Source organism: Ensifer sp. ENS08, from assembly GCF_014852195.1.
Lineage (GTDB): Bacteria > Pseudomonadota > Alphaproteobacteria > Rhizobiales > Rhizobiaceae > Ensifer > Ensifer adhaerens.
This window is the reverse complement of record NZ_JACVBF010000011.1, coordinates 105,045-120,739: the sequence shown is the minus strand read 5'-3', so window position 1 is coordinate 120,739 and position 15,695 is coordinate 105,045. Positions and strand designations below refer to the sequence as shown.

Sequence of the window (15,695 nt, the reverse complement as noted above, 5' to 3'; positions counted from 1 at the left end):
GCGTCCAGCATCTGGCGGAGCGTCTTTCATCCTTCCGGCATCAGAACTGGGTCTCCAATTGCAAACTTGGAGCCTTGTCATGAATATTGCCACCAAACCCGCAGCCCTCACGGTCACGCAAGGACCGCTTCCCGCCTCCCGCAAGATCCACAAGCCGGGCGTGCTTCATCCGGATATCCGCGTGCCGATGCGCGAGATTGCGCTCCACCCGACGTCGGGCGAGCAACCGGTTACGGTCTATGATTCCTCCGGCGCCTACACCGCCGACGACGCCGAGATCCGCATCGAGGACGGCCTGCCGCGGCTGCGCCGCAACTGGATCGTCGACCGCGGCGATGTCGAAACCTATGAGGGACGCGTGGTCCGCCCCGAGGACAACGGCTTTGTGAGCGGCGACAGGCTGACACCGACCTTCCCGTTCCAGCATGCGCCGCTGAAGGCCACGGGCGGCCGCGCGGTGACCCAGCTTGCCTATGCCCGCGCCGGCATCATCACGCCGGAAATGGAGTTCGTGGCGATCCGCGAAAATCTCGGCCGCGACGCGGCGCGTGCGAAGGTCCGGGACGGCGAAAGCTTCGGCGCCCACATCCCCGATCACGTGACACCCGAATTCGTGCGCCAGGAAATCGCCAGCGGCCGGGCGATCCTGCCTGCCAACATCAACCACCCGGAATCCGAGCCGATGATCATCGGCCGGAACTTTCTGGTGAAGATCAACGCCAATATCGGCAACTCCGCCGTCACCTCGTCGATGGCGGAAGAGGTCGAAAAGATGGTCTGGGCGACGCGCTGGGGCGCCGACACCGTCATGGACCTTTCGACCGGCCGCAACATCCACAACATCCGCGAATGGATCATCCGCAACTCACCGGTTCCGATCGGCACCGTGCCGCTTTACCAGGCGCTGGAAAAGGTCAACGGCATTGCCGAGGACCTCACCTGGGAAGTCTATCGCGACACGCTGATCGAGCAGGCTGAACAGGGCGTCGACTATTTCACCATCCATGCCGGCGTCCGGCTGCACTACATCCCGCTCACCGTCGATCGCGTCACCGGCATCGTTTCGCGCGGCGGCTCGATCATGGCCAAGTGGTGTCTGCATCACCATCGCGAGAGCTTCCTTTACGAGCATTTCGAGGAAATCTGCGACATCTGCCGCGCCTATGACGTCTCCTTCTCGCTCGGCGACGGCCTGCGCCCCGGCTCGATCGCCGATGCCAACGACGCGGCACAATTCGCCGAACTCGAAACGCTCGGCGAGCTCACCAAGATCGCCTGGGCCAAGGATTGTCAGGTGATGATCGAAGGCCCCGGCCACGTGCCGATGCACAAGATCAAGGAGAACATGGACAAGCAACTCGCCGTCTGCGGCGAGGCGCCGTTCTACACACTCGGACCGCTGACGACGGACATTGCGCCCGGCTACGACCACATCACGTCGGGCATCGGCGCGGCGATGATCGGCTGGTTCGGCACCGCCATGCTCTGCTACGTCACGCCGAAGGAGCATCTCGGTCTTCCCGATCGCAACGACGTCAAGGTCGGCGTCATCACCTACAAGATCGCCGCCCATGCCGCCGATCTCGCCAAGGGCCATCCGGCCGCCCAGGTGCGCGACGACGCGCTATCGCGCGCGCGCTTCGAATTCCGCTGGGAGGACCAGTTCAACCTCTCACTCGACCCGGAGACGGCCCGTAACTTCCACGACGAGACACTGCCGAAGGAAGCGCACAAGGTCGCGCATTTCTGCTCCATGTGCGGCCCGAAATTCTGCTCGATGCGGATCTCGCACGACATCCGCGCAGAAGCGCAGAAGGAAGGCCTGGAGGCAATGGCCGCGAAATACCGCGAGGGCGGCGACCTCTATATGCCGGTGGAAGGGGCGGCTGGCGCGGCCGAGTAGACGACAGAGACTCGTTGAAGGGGCCAGTCACGGCCCCTTCAGTTCACTCAGGGCTCCGCCTCCCGCCTCGGAAGCGGAAGCGGCGATCGCCAAGGCTCTCCTCCTCCGTCATGCTTGGGCTTGAGCCGAGCATGACGGAGGGTGGGAGGCGCGCCAACGACCCCGTTCAATCAACAAACATGCAACGTCCTCTGTCCCTCTCGCGACGCCTCAGCGATGAGGGCGATCATCTGTATGTCGTGGCCGCCGCCAGAGGCCCGCACCTTGCGCTCCGTGTCGCCCGTCCCCCCAATTGCTTGTCCCCACATCGATTGAACGATATGCAAGGCGCACGCAAAAGTCGCTGTCGGCGAAATTCATTCGCAGCGGGCAGCCGAACTGTACCCGCGCAAAAGTCCTGCAGGACGACGCAAGAACGCCGTTTGCACAAGGAGAATGACTTGAGGACATGCCTGTTGAGACTGACGGCCTTGTCCATAGGAGCCCTTGCAGCATTCGGCGGAGATCTGCCGCGCCTCAACGGTGACCGGGGCTTTGCCGGGGGCCTTTCCTGGATTTCCGCTGCCCATGCGGACGACGCCGATGCCGGCGGCACGAATGGTGAAGGTGCCGCGGGCGGCAGCGACCAAGGTAGCGAAAACGTCGGGAGCGGCGGAAGCAACGGCACAGAGGGTGGCGGCGATTGGGGCTCCGGCGATGGTAGCGGCGTGGGCGGCGAGCCCGGCGGGACCGGGGCTGGCGGTGGAGGCGGCGTCATCGACGGAAGCGGCCTGAGCGGCGGAGACAGCGAGCGCCACTCATCCTCTTCGCGCGACGGGCGGGATTACGGACCAACCGGCAGCGTATGGTACGGCGGCAGCAGTTTCCTCAATCTTTTTCGCCGGACACCGGAAGAGCCTCCCGAGGGGAGCGGGCCAGAGTCTTCCACCCGGCAGAAGAGCGATGCGGGATCCCGCAAAAGCGCGGGTCACACCAGAACAGAGCCCTGAAGAGATGTCTGCTTCGTCGCGCCGAAGGATGCCGTGTGCTGTTTATCGCAGACATAGAAGCGTCTGCGCCTGGATGCTTGGGCCAAGCCCTGGCATGACGGAGCAGCGGGAGGCGCGCTATCGATCCCGTTCGATCAACGAACGCGCAACGTCCCTATAGCCCTATAGCCCTCTAGCGACCACTCACCATCCGCTCGACCACATCGAGCAGCACGTTGGCGCCGGCGACCAGATCATCCGGCTCCGTGTGTTCGCGCGGATTATGGCTGATGCCGTCGCGGCTCGGAACGAAGATCATCGCCGTCGGCGCGATGCGGGCGATCATCTGGGCGTCATGACCGGCGCCCGAAGTCATGCGCCGGCTCTTGAGGCCTCGCGCCTTCGCCGAAGCCTCGACCGCTGCGACGATGCCCTGATCGAAGGCGACGGGCTGGAAGCGTGCCAGCCGCTCGACCGAGATCGTTACCCCCTCTTCCGCGCCGATGCGCACCAGAAAGTCCGCAAGCGCCGCTTCGAGCGCCTGCAGCCGATCCTCGTCCGGATCGCGCAGATCGACGGTGAAGGCGGCACGCGATGGGATGACGTTGATCGCGTCGGGCTCGAAACGCATGGTGCCAATGGTCGCGACACTCGGCGCGTTCGACCGGGCAATATGCTCGCGCAGGAAGAGGCCGACACGCGCGGCCGCGAGACCGGCGTCGGAACGCATTGCCATCGGCGTGGTGCCGGCATGGTTGGCGACGCCATCGATCGTCACGCGCTGCCAGGAAATGCCCTGCAGGTTCTCGACGGCACCGATCGAAAAGCCCTCGCGCTGCAGCACCGGCCCCTGCTCGATATGGAGCTCGACATAGGCGTGGGGCTTGAGGAACCCCGGCTCGATGTTGCCGGCATAGCCAATCCGCTCGAGTTCCTCGCCCAGCGACGAGCCATCCGTGCCGATGGTCGCGAGCGCTGCGTCCAGCGGCAGGCCGCCGGCATAGACGAGCGAGCCGAGCATGTCGGGCGCAAAACGCACGCCCTCCTCATTGGTAAAGGCGGCAACGACGATCGGTCGGGCCGGCGTCACGCCACGGTCCTTCAGCGTCTCGATTACTTCGAGCGCGGCGAGTACGCCGTAACATCCGTCATAGATGCCGGCATTGATGACCGTATCGATGTGCGAGCCGAGCATGATCGGCGCTTCGCCGCTGTTTTCCTCGCTGCGCCAGATGCCGAAGATGTTACCAATCTGATCCACGGCCACATCGAGGCCCGCCGCCTCGATCCAGGCGACGAGGCGGTTGCGGCCGGCCTTGTCGTTGTCGGAGCCGGCCAGCCGGGTCAGTCGCCCTTCTGCATCGCGACCGATTTCGCCAAGCTCGCGGATGCGCCCGAAGAGGCGCGCGGCGTCGATGGAAGGAAATGACATGTTATTCCTGCTTTCATGCGGATTTTGGTTCATGGCCGGCTATCAGCCAACGCCAGTCTCTGCCGGATAATCTCGGCGTGATAACGCGCGCCGAAGATCAGGGCGTCGTCGTTGAAGTCGTAACGCGGATTGTGCAGCGGCGCCGATGTCTCGCCATTGCCGATGAAGACGAAGCAGCCCGGAACGTGCTCAAGGAAGCGTGCGAAATCCTCCGAGCCGGTCATCGGCTCGGCGGCCGTTGCGACATTCCCGGTCCCGAACACCGTTTCTGCTGCGGCAAAGGCGTGGCCGGTCAAGGCCGGGTCATTGATCAGTGGCACGAACTCGCGCGTGTAGTTGACCTCGACCTCGCAGCCATAGGCATCCGCCGTACCCTTGGCGATCACCCGCATCTCCGCTTCGATCTTGGCGCTGACCTCCGGGCGGAAGCTGCGGGCATCGCCGAGGATGCGGGCGAGACCGGGCAGCGCGTTGCGCGTGCCGTCGGTCAAAAGCTCGGTGACCGAAACGACACCGATATCCGTCGGCGAGAGGCGGCGCGACACGATCGTCTGCAGATTGACGACGGTGGCGCAGGCGGCGACCAGCGTCTCGTTGCCCCAGTGCGGCCGCGCCGCGTGCCCGCCGACGCCTTTGAGCACGATCTCGAAATTGTCCTCCGCCGACATGATGGCGCCGACGCGGGTTTCGAAACGGCCGACCGGCAGCCCCGGCATGTTGTGCAGGCCGTAGATTTCGTCGAAGGGAAAACGTTCCATCAGTCCGTCGTCGAGCATCGCCAGCGCGCCCTTGCCCCACTCCTCGGCCGGCTGGAAGATAAAGCATGCGGTACCATCGAAGCCGCCGTCTTCGGCGAGCATCTTGGCGGCGCCAAGCAGCATGGCCGTGTGACCGTCATGGCCGCAGGCATGCATGGTGCCGGGCTTCGTCGAGCGATAGGGAAGCTCTCCCTGTTCCGGTATCCGCAGCGCATCCATGTCGGCCCGAAGCGCTATGGCGCGGTTGCCGCTGCCGCGTTTCAGCCGACCGACGACGCCGGTACCACCGACACCTTCCACCACCTCGTCGAGCCCGAATTCCCTGAGCTTTGCCGCAACGAAGGATGAGGTGCGTTGTTCCTCGAAACCGAATTCCGGGTGCGCGTGCAGGTCGCGGCGCCAGGCGGTCATGTCCTTCACAAGCCGGTCAAAATCCATTCCCGCCATGGTCATCCTCTTTCGTTCGATGTGTTGGCGACGGTCTCGGGCGACAGGCCGACCAAGGCAGCATAACGCTCTGGGTCCGTCGCACCCTCGGTATTGATGACGAAGACGCGCGACTGCGCGGTCAGTCCGAGCGTTTCCCGCAGCGCTGGATCGCGGGCAACCGAAAGCAGCCCGGCCAGGCCGACGCCGCCGCTTTCGCCGGACACGATCGCCGGGTCAGAGCCTGTCGGCCGCGCAAGCCGGTTCATCACCGAAACGGCATCCTCCTCGTCGACGGTCATGAAGGCATCGGCGACGCGGGACAGGATACGCCAGGCGACAAGCGACGGCTCGTAGCATTCGAGCATCGCCATGATCGTCGGCTCGCCATGCGCCACCTTGACCGGATGTCCGGCTCTGGCGCTTTCGTAGAGGCAGGCGGCGCGCGCCGGATCGACGACGACGAAACGTGGACGCTCCGCGCCATAACGTAGCGCCAGATGCCCCGCGGTCGCCGCCGCAATGCCGCCAACGCCCGCCTGCACGAACACATGCGTCGGAGGCTCTTCCATCTGCCGCAGCGCCTCGCTCAGCAGCGCCGTGTAGCCCTGCATCACCAGGCCGGGAATGTATTCGTAGCCCGGCCAGGTGGTGTCCGAGACGACGGTCCAGCCATTTTCGTCACAGACCCGCGCGGCCTCCCGGACGGAATCGTCGTAGGTCCCGGCAACGCGGACGATCTCCGCGCCATAGGCCGCGATCGCCTCGATGCGCGTTTCGCTGACGCCTCCGTGCACGAAGATCACCGCTTTCGCGCCGACAAGCCGGGCGCCCATGGCAACCGAGCGGCCGTGATTGCCATCGGTGGCGCAGCCGAAGGTCTGGGCGGCGGCAATTGCCCGAACCTCTGGCCGGTCGAGATCGTCGAGATCGATGCTGCGACCGAGACGCCGTTCCGCCTCCTCGACCACCAGCCGGATCACCGCATAGGAACCGCCAAGCGCCTTGAAACTGCCGAGACCCAGGCGATGGCCTTCGTCCTTGACGAAGACGCCCGCAATACCGAGTTCGTCCGCCAATGCGGGCAAGGCATGAAGCGGCGTCGGCCGATGGTCGGGGCGGCGCGCAAGCTGCTGCTCGACACGGGCGGCGGCGGCAAGCGACAGCATGTCGGCATCCGCGGGCAGTAGCGAGTGGCCGAAATCGGCATGGGAATTGGCGAGAAACATGGTGCAATCTCCGTAGACCACGAAAATCTATTTCATCGTTGCCGAGAAATGCGCTCTAAATGGCCGTCGAGAATGCAAGTTTGTAAAAATTGATGGGGTGCCGTGGCGTGGGGTTCCACCTTCAGGGCCCGGAGAGCAGGAACCGAAAGGCACTGGATGGCACCGTCGAAAAAGCCACAGGTCGAACTGGATCGCTTCGATCTTGCGATTCTCGCCATCCTGCAGAAGGACAATACGACGCCGCAGCGCCAGATCGGCGAGGCGGTCAATCTGTCGGCGCCCGCCGTCCAGCGGCGGATCAAGCGCATGGAAGAAACCGGCGTCATCCGCGCCAATGTCGCGCTGATCGATCCGGTCAGCGTCAATCAGGCGCTGACGATCCTGGTGGAGGTGGAGGTCGAAAGCGAGCAGATCGCCCTGCTCGATGCGGCCAAGGCGGCATTCACGGCGGCACCCGAGGTGCAGCAATGCTACTATGTCACCGGTGACGTCGACTTCATGCTCGTCGTCATCGTGCCGACCATGGCCGACTACGAGGCCTTCACCCGGCGCATGTTCTTCGGCAATGCGAACATCAAGCGCTTCCGCACCTTCGTGACGATGGACCCGGTGAAGGTCGGGCTTTCGGTTCCGCTCTAGGATAAAGCCGGAAGCGCGCAGCGATTGCCCGACGGACGTTGGAATTCACGGTCTATTTCCTGCCGGAGAGCGCCTTCTTCTCGGCGTCCGCATCGAGCGGCTGCCCGGCGCCGATCGAGGTCAGGAAGGCATCGACGGTCTCAAGTGACGAGGCCGGCGCGTAGCCGTCTCCGCCTTCCGGCTTGGCGACGGCGAGCCGCGTCTGCCAGGTCGACGCCTTGCGGCAGGCGACCGACACCAGACCGGGCTCACCGGGCTGGGCGAGTTCGTATTCGCGGCAGAGCTGCCCCGAGCCGAGCTCGAAGGCCGATACCAGCCGGACCGTCCCCTGCCCTTCTCCAACGGCGACTTCGTCTCCCGAAGCCGCCTTGTCAAGGATGGCGGAGAGCGCCGGGCCGACAGTGCCGGCCACCTGCATCGCGCCCGGCACCCCGCCTGGATCCGCCAGCCCACCGCCGCGAAGCAGGTAGCCGCCAGCGCCGCCGACGACCACCAGCAGCGACGCTGCCAGCGCCATCAGAAACCGCGAGGGGCTACCGTTCGGCGACGCCGGCTGATCCGCAGGGCGCCGGAAGGCCACGACATTATCGCCGGCTGCAGCCGGTGCGTCCGCCGCGCGCGCTGCGTCGCCCGCGGCCGCCGCCATGGCCCGCACCTTAGCGACCAGTTCGTCCGGCACCGGCTCGTCGAGCACCGGCTTCAGCGCCTCGCTTGCGGCGGCGCGCGTTTCCATGAACATCGCCACGCGCGCCATCAATTCGTCGTCCGTTTCCAGCGCCGCCTCGACACGGCGCATTGTCGCCTCGTCGAGTTCGCCGTCGGCGAACGCCATCAAGATCTCATCGCTGAATTCCGTGTCGCTCATCTTGTCCCGCCTCTCATGTCCTGTGAACGCGCGACCGGCGGTTCTATTCCCGTTGCCTCCGCAAGATTTTTACGCGCCCGGGCGAGCCTGCTCATGACGGTTCCGATCGGAATGCCGAGAACTTCGGCTGCCTCCTTGTAGGAAAGCTCCTCGACGCAGGTGAGGATCAGTACCTCGCGCTGTTCGAGCACCAGGCCGTCGATCGCAGCCGCCACGCTCTTCAGCGCCATGCGCGCCTCGCTCCCGGCCTCGCCCGAAGGAACGGCGAGTTCGGCCTGCGCCTCGATCTCCTCCGTCGGGCCGGCGGTCTTCTGCCGGCGCAGCTGGTCGATCCAGAGGTTGCGCAGGATGCGGAACATCCAGGCGTCAAAGCGCGTGCCTTCCTCGAAGCGGTCCGAACCGGCTAGCGCCTTTTCGCAGGCCGCCTGCACCAGATCGTCGGCCACGTCGCGCGACCGGCAAAGCGAAATGGCAAAGCGGCGCAGGTTCGGCAGAAACGCGACCAGGCGCTCGCCGAAGACGATGGTCGGATCCGTCATCGGGCGTTCCTTTTGGCGCTACCCTTCGTCACCGGTGGAATAATTTGTCCATTCATCCGTTGAGCGTTATGGGAACTACACCCGAAAGTCACCACTTATGGTCCGTCCGTTCACGGTAAGCTTTCGTTTTCGGATGCCGCTACACAAGGAGAAAACCTTGAAAAAACGCCTGTTTCGACTGACCGTCCTGTCGTTGTGCGGCCTGGCAACCGGTGCTGGGGATCTCTCCTTTGGCGGTAGTAACGATGGCAATTCAACCGTTCGCTTTGCCTCAATCAGTCAGGCCCAGGCGGACGACGACGATGACGATGGTGGCGGTGGCGGTTCGTCCCGCGGCTCAGGCGATCGCGACTCAAGCAACACCTGGCGGGGAGGCGGCAATCTGCTCGATCTCTTCCGCGGGACGTCGGAGCGCCGCGTCGTGCGCCAGCGTCCGGCAGCGCGCCGGGCAACGCATGTTCCCGGTGAAATCATCGCGCTCGGTCTCAACGATGCCGCTATCCAGCGCCTTGCGGAAAGCGGCTTCACAGTGCGTGCACGAGAGCCGCTCGGGCTTTCGACGACAGAGATCGTCAAGCTCGGCGCCCCCCGCGGCATGACGCTCGAGGATGCCCGCCGGCAGGTCGCGGATGCGACGCCCGGAGCAATCGCCGATCTCAACCACTATTTCGAGCCGAACGAAGGCACCGCCTCACCGGCTCCCTGTGCCGACGGCGGTTGCGCGCTCGTTCGCACCGCCATCGGCTGGCCCGACGCCGGCGCCGCGTGCCCGGCTGCCGGTCCGATCGGGCTGATCGACACGGCGATCAACCCCGCCCATCCCTCACTGAAAGACGTCAGGCTCGACATCGTCAGGCTGGCGGAGGAAGAGGCACCGGAATCCGGCCGCCAGCACGGAACCGCAGTCGCAGCTCTCATTGCCGGGCGGAAGGACAGTCGCGCGCCGGGCCTGCTCGGCAATGCCCACCTGATCGCCGTCGACGCCTTCCAGCGTAAGGGCGGCGAGAGCGATATCGCCGAGACCTACGATCTGGTACGCGCCATCGATCTCCTGGCCTCGCGCAAGGTCGCGGTCATCAACATGAGCCTCTCCGGGCCACACAATCTGCTGCTCGAAAAGACCGTCGCGCTCGTAGCCGAGCGAAACATCATCCAGGTGGCGGCGGCAGGCAATGACGGCCCGCGGGCTAAACCCGTCTATCCCGCCGCCTATCCGGCGATGATCGCGGTCACCGCGGTCGACCGCAACTTCAAGCCCTATCGCCGCGCCGGGCGCGGCGACCATATCGATGTCGCAGCACTCGGCACGAGTGTCTGGACGGCAGCCTCGATCGAGGGGGCAGCGCCCAAGACCGGCACATCCTTTGCCGCCCCCTTCGTCACGGCTGCCTCCGCCATTCTCAGGGCCTCGCATCCGTCGCTGTCGGCCCAGGAAGTTGCAAAACTCGTCACGGAGACGGCGCAGGACCTCGGCGCGCCGGGCAAGGATCCCGTGTTCGGCTGGGGCGTTCTCAATGCCCGCGAGCTCTGCCGCTCGTAGCAGCGTCGAGCGGGCAGCACTGAACTACGGCTTTTGCCAATCCATGACCAGGAACGAGGGGACCCTTCTAAAGAGGTCCCTTTGTTCCGGTTCGCCGCCACGCGGCAATGGTTCGTCGAAATAGCGCAACTGCAGGCCCGCTCCCAGCAACAGCGACATGTAGGTGCTGAGCGGCCGGTGCCAGTTCATGACCCGAAGATCGCCCCAGCCGATCCAATCGGACCGTTCATCCATGTAGTGGTCGATCATGAAACTGCGCTTGCCATCGCCGCCATCGCGCCAGCCGGTCGGGTTGCTGGCGCTGTAAAAGCTGGTCAGGTTCGCGATCAGCAGATGACCGCCCGGGCGGAGAACCCGGTTCATCTCGCCAACCGCCGCATCCAGATCGGCGATGTCGATGAGGCTGAGATAGGCAACGACCAGATCGAAAGTCTTCTCCGCGAAAGGCAGTCCTTCGGCCTGTGCGATGCGATAGTCACCATCGGGATGCAGACGCCTCGCCTGACTAACGAGCGACCCGGCGGGATCGATGCCGACGGTGCTCAGCCCCTCCGCCGTAAGCAGCCGGCAGAACCGCCCCTCGCCGCACCCGACATCGAGGACAGCCCTTGCCCCGCTTTGCCGCGCCCTTTCGAGCATGGGCGCATCGAGGACGAAGCGCCGCGCAAAATCCCCCTCGGCGCCCAGCCCGGAAATCCAGGCAGCCGCCGACTCCTCCCATCCATTTGACATTTTGCGTTTGGTCCTCGTGATCCGTCCTGCGTTTACGAAGACTGCGAGGACAACCTTGGCGATTGCATGACGTAGCCGCCGCGCGGCTCCGGCGGGAGACGGCAGCGCCGCCGTCCCGCCAGAGTGTGGCCGTTTTGTCAGGCAGCCAGTCCGCGTTCGTTGAGCAGCATTCCGACGCGCACCATGCGCACGGCATCTTCAGCCGCACGAACGAGCAGTTTCGGCGCGGCGTTGATGGCATCGTCGAGGGTGCAGGGCGCCTTCAGGATCGAGGCGAAAGCGTCGATGCCGTGCTCGAAATTGAGGGTCACGCCCTTGCCAATCGTACCGGCGAGAGCGATCACGGGGCGGCCCGCCTCCTTCGCCCTGTGCCCGACCTCGGCCGGCACCTTGCCGAACGGCGTCTGCCCGTCGAGGCTGCCTTCGGCGGTGATCACCAGATCGGCCCTGGCGATCATGCTGTCGAGATCGAGATAGCGCATCACGATGTCGTAGCGCGGATGCAGCGCGCCGCCGAGCAGCCCCATGACCGCCGCCCCGAGACCACCGGACGCGCCCGCTCCCGCTACGTCGCCGACCGCGATACCGGTTGCCGTCTCGATGGCTGCGGCATAGGTCTCCATCGCAGCCGCGAGCAGTTCCACCTGCTCCGGCGTTGCGCCCTTCTGCGGCCCGAAGACACGGGCAACGCCGCGTGCGCCGAGCAGCACATTGTGCCAGTTGACGGCCGCGTCGATGCGAACCTCGGCGAGGCGCGGATCGCGGCCCGAAATGTCGATGCGCGCCAGCGACGCCAGTGCCGCACCGCCGGGCGCAAGCGGTTTGCCCTTCCGGTCGAGCAGCTTCACGCCCAAGGCTGCGGCCATGCCGGCGCCGCCATCGTTGATGCCGCTGTCGCCGCAGCCAAGCAGGATACGGCGGGCGCCGGCGTCGAGGGCCGCCCGGATCAGCTCACCGACGCCGTAGCTGGTGGTGAGGCAGGGGTTGCGCCGATCGCGCGGGACCAGTCGCAAACCGGCGGCCGCGGCCATTTCGATGACGGCCGTGCGTTCGGACTGCCCGCCGAGGAAACCGAAATGCGAGGCGACGGGTTCGCCGAGCGGGCCGGTCACGGTCAGTTCGTGCAGGCTGCCGCCGGTGATAGCGACGAGCGCCTTGGTGAAGCCTTCACCGCCGTCGACCATGGGCACCTTGAGGACCTCGGCGCTCGGGCAGGCGCGCAGCACGCCCTTCTCGATGCAGTTGGCAGCTTCTTCCGCCGACAGGCTTTCCTTGAAACCGGACGGTGCAACCAGAATGGTAAGTGACATGTGACAATCTCCTTGCACTTTTGTGACAATGCGGATGCAGGGGAGAAACGGCAGCTCGCCACGTTTATTCCGGCCGAAATGCAGAATTCTTTCTTTTACGAAAAGAAAAAGAAAAGAGCCGAAGCGACAGACGCTTCGGCTCTTAAAATGACATTATATCAGATGCTTATCGTCATGTTTCCAACCCGACTGCAGGCCAGATCACAAGCGCGAACAGGGCAAGCAACGCGATGAACGGGAGCGCCAGCATCAAGGCCAAGCGCAGGAGATCGGAAGGGCTGAAAGCGGGTGGTTCCATACCTCCGAACAGCGCTACGGGCTTCGCCGAAACCATCAGCGTCTGGCAAAAGCCACTACCTATGGCTGTGACCATGATGAGGCTGGCGGGGCTGACCCCGAAGCCCGCCAGTGGCAGCGCAACGGCCGGAATGAGCACTGTCGCGCGAGCCGTTCGCGAGGCAAGGACGATATGGGCAAAGGTCGCGACCGCAATGGCGAGAAGCACGACCAGCCACGCCGGCGGCTTGCCGATCTGGCCGAAGGCACCGATCAGGCGATCGGCAAGTTCCGTCGCCGTGCCGGTCGACAGCAGCGCTTCGCCGATGACGAGCGTGCCGGCAAGAAACAGAAGCAGGTTCCACTCGACACCCTTCAGCGCCTTGCGAAACGGCATGCCGGAGATCTTTTCCGACGCAAGGACAAGAGCGCCGACGAGTGCCACCACCGGCAGCGCGATGCCGTGCAGGTCCGAGGTCGCGAGTGCTGCGACGATCGCAGCGGTCACGGCAAGGATTGCCTTGTCGCGCGCCGAAAACGGAGGTTTCTCCGTAGGCGCGGCCGGCAGGTCGAAGCGCGAGTTCCGGTCGGCATCGTCGAGGAAGAAGCGCAGGATCAGGCCGCAGGCAAGGAGGCTCGTCAGCAGCGCGAAGGGCGCGGCAAGCAAGGCCCAGCCGAGAAAACCCGGCGCCTCACCGCCGCTGCGGCGAATGAAATCGACGGCAACGAGATGGGCGCCAGCGCCGGTCAGCGAGGCGGCCGCCGAAAGCAGGATCACCGACGGGAACAGGAGGGCCAGCGCGCGGGTGACGCCAGGGCGGCCGATGGTCGAGGCAAGCCCCAGGAAGACCGGCATGAAGATCGCCGCCCGCGCCGAGGTCGAGGGGATGACGAAGGCAGTCACGAAGATCGTCAGCGTCACCACCCAGAACAGCCGGCTGACATCGCGGAAACGGGCAAGCAGCCGGAAGGCGAGCCGCTCAACGAGACCAGATGCCTGCAGCACCGCCGCGATCACCGATGCCGCCATCATCAGCCAGACGATGTCGTTGCCAAGCGCGGCATAAACCGCCTCTTCGCCGACGGCGCCGGTCACGGCCAAAGCCGCCGCCCCGGCAAGCGCCACCGGCGTTTCCGGCAGGTCGAAGATCGTCCAGCAGATCAGCGTCGTCGCAAACACCATCAGCGAAAGGCGCATCGGCAGCACCAGGCCGTCGGCCGCGAGAAAGATCAGGACGGCGGCAAAGGCGACGAGCATTGCGCCGACGAGCAGGCGCACCTGACTCACCGGCATATGGCCGTCAATGCGTTCGGCTACCGCCGCGTTCAGGGTGACGAGGTCTTTTTCCGAAGCGATCACCGGGCTGATGGTCATAGCTACGCTCCCTTTTTGCTGGCCCAGGCTCGCGCGGCAACCGCGCCGCACGAAAGCCACCGGGCTGATTTCGTGGGAGGGCAAACGGGGTGTCGGGCGGTTTATTCCGCTCGTGCCCGACAATTTTCGGCGCTGGAGGCCCGAAAGCCCGAATTGAGCGAGATCAATGCCTGTTCTCCTGACAGGCAGAGACTGGTGCCAGATGACCTCTTTCAAAAGGAGAGTTTCATGTTGATCAGGGAAATGTCGCGGCAGGAATGCATCGACCTCGTCGCCGAGAACCACATCGCCCGCCTCGGGTGCGTCCGGGATGGCCAGCCCTATGTCGTGCCCATCCAATATGCTTTTGCCGCCAACAGGCTCTACGGCTTTTCGATGCCCGGGCAGAAGATCGACTGGATGCGGGCCACTCCCCGCGTCTGCATTCAAATGGACACGGCAACGGACCGGAAGGACTGGCGAAGCGTCGTCATCTACGGCCGCTATCAGGAACTGCCGGATACGAAACAATGGCATCGCGAGCGCATGAACGCCTGGTCGCTTCTCGAACAGCGCGTGAACTGGTGGGAACCGGGCGGTCTGAAGCCCGGCGATCAGGCAATTACCGGCGCCTCGCCGCATCTCTTCTTCGAAATCGAGATCGATGAGGTGACCGGGCGGGCAGCCACTGTGGGTTGATGACCGTCGGCGCGCAGTCAGATGGCTGCGCGCTCGGCCGTGCCTGTCAATGGGCCATCAGCACGGGTACCACTGCGTTTTCGAGCATCGAGCGGGTGACGCCGCCGAAGACGCGTTCACGCATTCTGGAGTGGCCATAGGCGCCCATGACGATCAGATCGGCGGCCACGTCGGAAGCGAAGCGATTGATCACGTCATCGACCCGATGCCCGCCGCTCGGCAGCCGCTCGACGGAAACCGAAACGCCATGCCGGGCAAGGTAGCCGGCGATATCGGCACCGGGTTCCTCGCCGTTCTTGCCGTAGGCGGAACGCGGGTCGACCATCGTCACGTGGACGATCTTGGCGCCCTTCAGCAGGTCGAGCGCTTCGCGTACCGCACGGGCCGCTTCCAGCCGGGAGTTCCAGGCAAGCACCACCGTCCTCGGATCAAGCCGCGCGGGCTTGCCCTTGGGGAGGACGAGGACCGGTCGCGCGGAGTTGAACAGCGTCCCGTCGATGGTGCGCGACCGTAGCTCCGGGTCCAGCATCAGGCCGTCGCCCACGAGCGTCAGGTCGGCATAGCGTGCGCGCTCGCCGATCTCGTCATCGGCCCAGGCAGCCTCGGTGTATTTCGTTTCGACGCTGAACGAGATGCCTTCCCGGGTGAGAACGTCGGTTGCGCTTGCCACGCAGGATTCGAGCTTGTCGACCTCGCGCTGACGTTCGTTCAGCCAGTCAATCGAGATGGCGGCGGCAAAATCGCCGATCGGCGGAGAAGCGGCGAGCTTGACGATCAACAGGGAGAGGTGAGCGTTTGCCGAAGCGCAGACCTGTGCCGCGGCACGCAGATCGTCTGCGGAATGATCGACGCCGACCACGGCGAGAATTGTCTTGTATGTCATCGCGTTTCCTCCTCGCGACCGGACTTAAGAACTGAGTCAGCCTAGGCAAATGCGCACCCGGCGACATTGATCCCCGTCAACCGGGATCATGGAGGAAAGCGTATAATTATGGGGGGCTCTACGCGCAGGCGTCTACGCCGAC

The 15,695-nt window shown here is 64.9% G+C and carries 14 protein-coding genes; 5 read left to right on the top strand and 9 right to left on the bottom strand.

Going from position 1 to position 15,695, the window contains the following annotated elements:
- Positions 1 to 79 precede the first annotated feature (79 nt).
- Complete coding sequence (thiC, locus tag IB272_RS22160; RefSeq protein ID WP_034805694.1) at positions 80 to 1,903, top strand: phosphomethylpyrimidine synthase ThiC; 1,824 nt, start codon at positions 80 to 82, stop codon at positions 1,901 to 1,903.
- 455 nt (positions 1,904 to 2,358) lie between these two features.
- Positions 2,359 to 2,892, top strand: a complete 534-nt coding sequence (locus IB272_RS35400; RefSeq protein WP_162731772.1) for a hypothetical protein — start codon at positions 2,359 to 2,361, stop codon at positions 2,890 to 2,892.
- 172 nt (positions 2,893 to 3,064) lie between these two features.
- On the opposite strand, the gene IB272_RS22150 is transcribed toward IB272_RS35400, so the two are convergent.
- The 3 genes from IB272_RS22150 to IB272_RS22140 are packed head-to-tail and all read right to left on the bottom strand — an operon-like array spanning position 3,065 to position 6,716.
- Positions 3,065 to 4,303: a Zn-dependent hydrolase gene (locus IB272_RS22150; protein WP_060530424.1), complete on the bottom strand. Its 1,239-nt coding sequence runs from the start codon at positions 4,301 to 4,303 to the stop codon at positions 3,065 to 3,067.
- Between the two features lie 29 nt (positions 4,304 to 4,332).
- The gene (locus IB272_RS22145; RefSeq protein ID WP_060530423.1) at positions 4,333 to 5,508 is read right to left on the bottom strand and encodes a M20 aminoacylase family protein; all 1,176 of its coding nucleotides are present in this window, start codon (positions 5,506 to 5,508) and stop codon (positions 4,333 to 4,335) included.
- Between the two features lie 2 nt (positions 5,509 to 5,510).
- Positions 5,511 to 6,716 (bottom strand): diaminopropionate ammonia-lyase, encoded by a 1,206-nt coding sequence (locus tag IB272_RS22140; RefSeq protein WP_060644651.1) that lies wholly within the window; start codon positions 6,714 to 6,716, stop codon positions 5,511 to 5,513.
- Positions 6,717 to 6,872: 156 nt separating this feature from the next.
- Here IB272_RS22140 and IB272_RS22135 point away from each other — a divergent pair, with 156 nt between their 5' ends.
- Positions 6,873 to 7,355 (top strand): Lrp/AsnC family transcriptional regulator, encoded by a 483-nt coding sequence (locus IB272_RS22135; protein ID WP_034805679.1) that lies wholly within the window; start codon positions 6,873 to 6,875, stop codon positions 7,353 to 7,355.
- 52 nt (positions 7,356 to 7,407) lie between these two features.
- On the opposite strand, the gene IB272_RS22130 is transcribed toward IB272_RS22135, so the two are convergent.
- Positions 7,408 to 8,220: an anti-sigma factor gene (locus tag IB272_RS22130; RefSeq protein WP_192445057.1), complete on the bottom strand. Its 813-nt coding sequence runs from the start codon at positions 8,218 to 8,220 to the stop codon at positions 7,408 to 7,410.
- Entirely contained in the window at positions 8,217 to 8,759 is a 543-nt protein-coding gene (locus IB272_RS22125) for an RNA polymerase sigma factor (RefSeq protein WP_034805673.1), read from the bottom strand. Before IB272_RS22125 ends, IB272_RS22130 begins: the two co-directional genes overlap by 4 nt.
- Positions 8,760 to 8,916: 157 nt before the next feature.
- Here IB272_RS22125 and IB272_RS22120 point away from each other — a divergent pair, with 157 nt between their 5' ends.
- Positions 8,917 to 10,299 carry a S8 family serine peptidase gene (locus IB272_RS22120; protein WP_226020775.1) on the top strand — a complete coding sequence of 461 codons (1,383 nt, stop codon included), beginning with the start codon at positions 8,917 to 8,919 and terminating at the stop codon, positions 10,297 to 10,299.
- Between the two features lie 24 nt (positions 10,300 to 10,323).
- On the opposite strand, the gene IB272_RS22115 is transcribed toward IB272_RS22120, so the two are convergent.
- The 3 genes from IB272_RS22115 to IB272_RS22105 all read right to left on the bottom strand — a co-directional run bounded on the left by IB272_RS22115 (position 10,324) and on the right by IB272_RS22105 (position 13,992).
- Entirely contained in the window at positions 10,324 to 11,031 is a 708-nt protein-coding gene (locus IB272_RS22115; RefSeq protein ID WP_034805671.1) for a class I SAM-dependent methyltransferase, read from the bottom strand.
- Between the two features lie 137 nt (positions 11,032 to 11,168).
- Positions 11,169 to 12,341 carry a glycerate kinase gene (locus tag IB272_RS22110; protein ID WP_034805670.1) on the bottom strand — a complete coding sequence of 391 codons (1,173 nt, stop codon included), beginning with the start codon at positions 12,339 to 12,341 and terminating at the stop codon, positions 11,169 to 11,171.
- Between the two features lie 172 nt (positions 12,342 to 12,513).
- A complete protein-coding gene (locus tag IB272_RS22105; protein ID WP_234798788.1) occupies positions 12,514 to 13,992 on the bottom strand; it encodes an SLC13 family permease in 1,479 nt (492 codons plus the stop codon).
- A 228-nt stretch (positions 13,993 to 14,220) separates the two neighbouring features.
- On the opposite strand from IB272_RS22105, the gene IB272_RS22100 reads away from it, so the two are divergent.
- The gene (locus IB272_RS22100; RefSeq protein ID WP_034805669.1) at positions 14,221 to 14,670 is read left to right on the top strand and encodes a pyridoxamine 5'-phosphate oxidase family protein; all 450 of its coding nucleotides are present in this window, start codon (positions 14,221 to 14,223) and stop codon (positions 14,668 to 14,670) included.
- 46 nt (positions 14,671 to 14,716) lie between these two features.
- Here the strand turns inward: IB272_RS22100 and IB272_RS22095 are convergent, their stop codons facing one another.
- Positions 14,717 to 15,553 (bottom strand): universal stress protein, encoded by an 837-nt coding sequence (locus tag IB272_RS22095; protein ID WP_034805667.1) that lies wholly within the window; start codon positions 15,551 to 15,553, stop codon positions 14,717 to 14,719.
- Positions 15,554 to 15,695: the final 142 nt, after the last annotated feature.

Excerpts from the sequence above, each read along its gene's own strand:
- IB272_RS22125 (WP_034805673.1), bottom strand. The coding sequence starts at position 8,759 with ATGACGGATCCGACCATCGTCTTCGGCGAGCGCCTGGTCGCGTTTCTG.
- IB272_RS22130 (WP_192445057.1), bottom strand. The coding sequence starts at position 8,220 with ATGAGCGACACGGAATTCAGCGATGAGATCTTGATGGCGTTCGCCGAC.
- IB272_RS22100 (WP_034805669.1), top strand. The coding sequence starts at position 14,221 with ATGTTGATCAGGGAAATGTCGCGGCAGGAATGCATCGACCTCGTCGCC.
- IB272_RS22105 (WP_234798788.1), bottom strand. The coding sequence starts at position 13,992 with ATGACCATCAGCCCGGTGATCGCTTCGGAAAAAGACCTCGTCACCCTG.
- IB272_RS22145 (WP_060530423.1), bottom strand. The coding sequence starts at position 5,508 with ATGGCGGGAATGGATTTTGACCGGCTTGTGAAGGACATGACCGCCTGG.
- IB272_RS22115 (WP_034805671.1), bottom strand. The coding sequence starts at position 11,031 with ATGTCAAATGGATGGGAGGAGTCGGCGGCTGCCTGGATTTCCGGGCTG.
- IB272_RS22095 (WP_034805667.1), bottom strand. The coding sequence starts at position 15,553 with ATGACATACAAGACAATTCTCGCCGTGGTCGGCGTCGATCATTCCGCA.
- IB272_RS22135 (WP_034805679.1), top strand. The coding sequence starts at position 6,873 with ATGGCACCGTCGAAAAAGCCACAGGTCGAACTGGATCGCTTCGATCTT.
- IB272_RS22140 (WP_060644651.1), bottom strand. The coding sequence starts at position 6,716 with ATGTTTCTCGCCAATTCCCATGCCGATTTCGGCCACTCGCTACTGCCC.
- IB272_RS22150 (WP_060530424.1), bottom strand. The coding sequence starts at position 4,303 with ATGTCATTTCCTTCCATCGACGCCGCGCGCCTCTTCGGGCGCATCCGC.
- thiC (WP_034805694.1), top strand. The coding sequence starts at position 80 with ATGAATATTGCCACCAAACCCGCAGCCCTCACGGTCACGCAAGGACCG.
- IB272_RS22110 (WP_034805670.1), bottom strand. The coding sequence starts at position 12,341 with ATGTCACTTACCATTCTGGTTGCACCGTCCGGTTTCAAGGAAAGCCTG.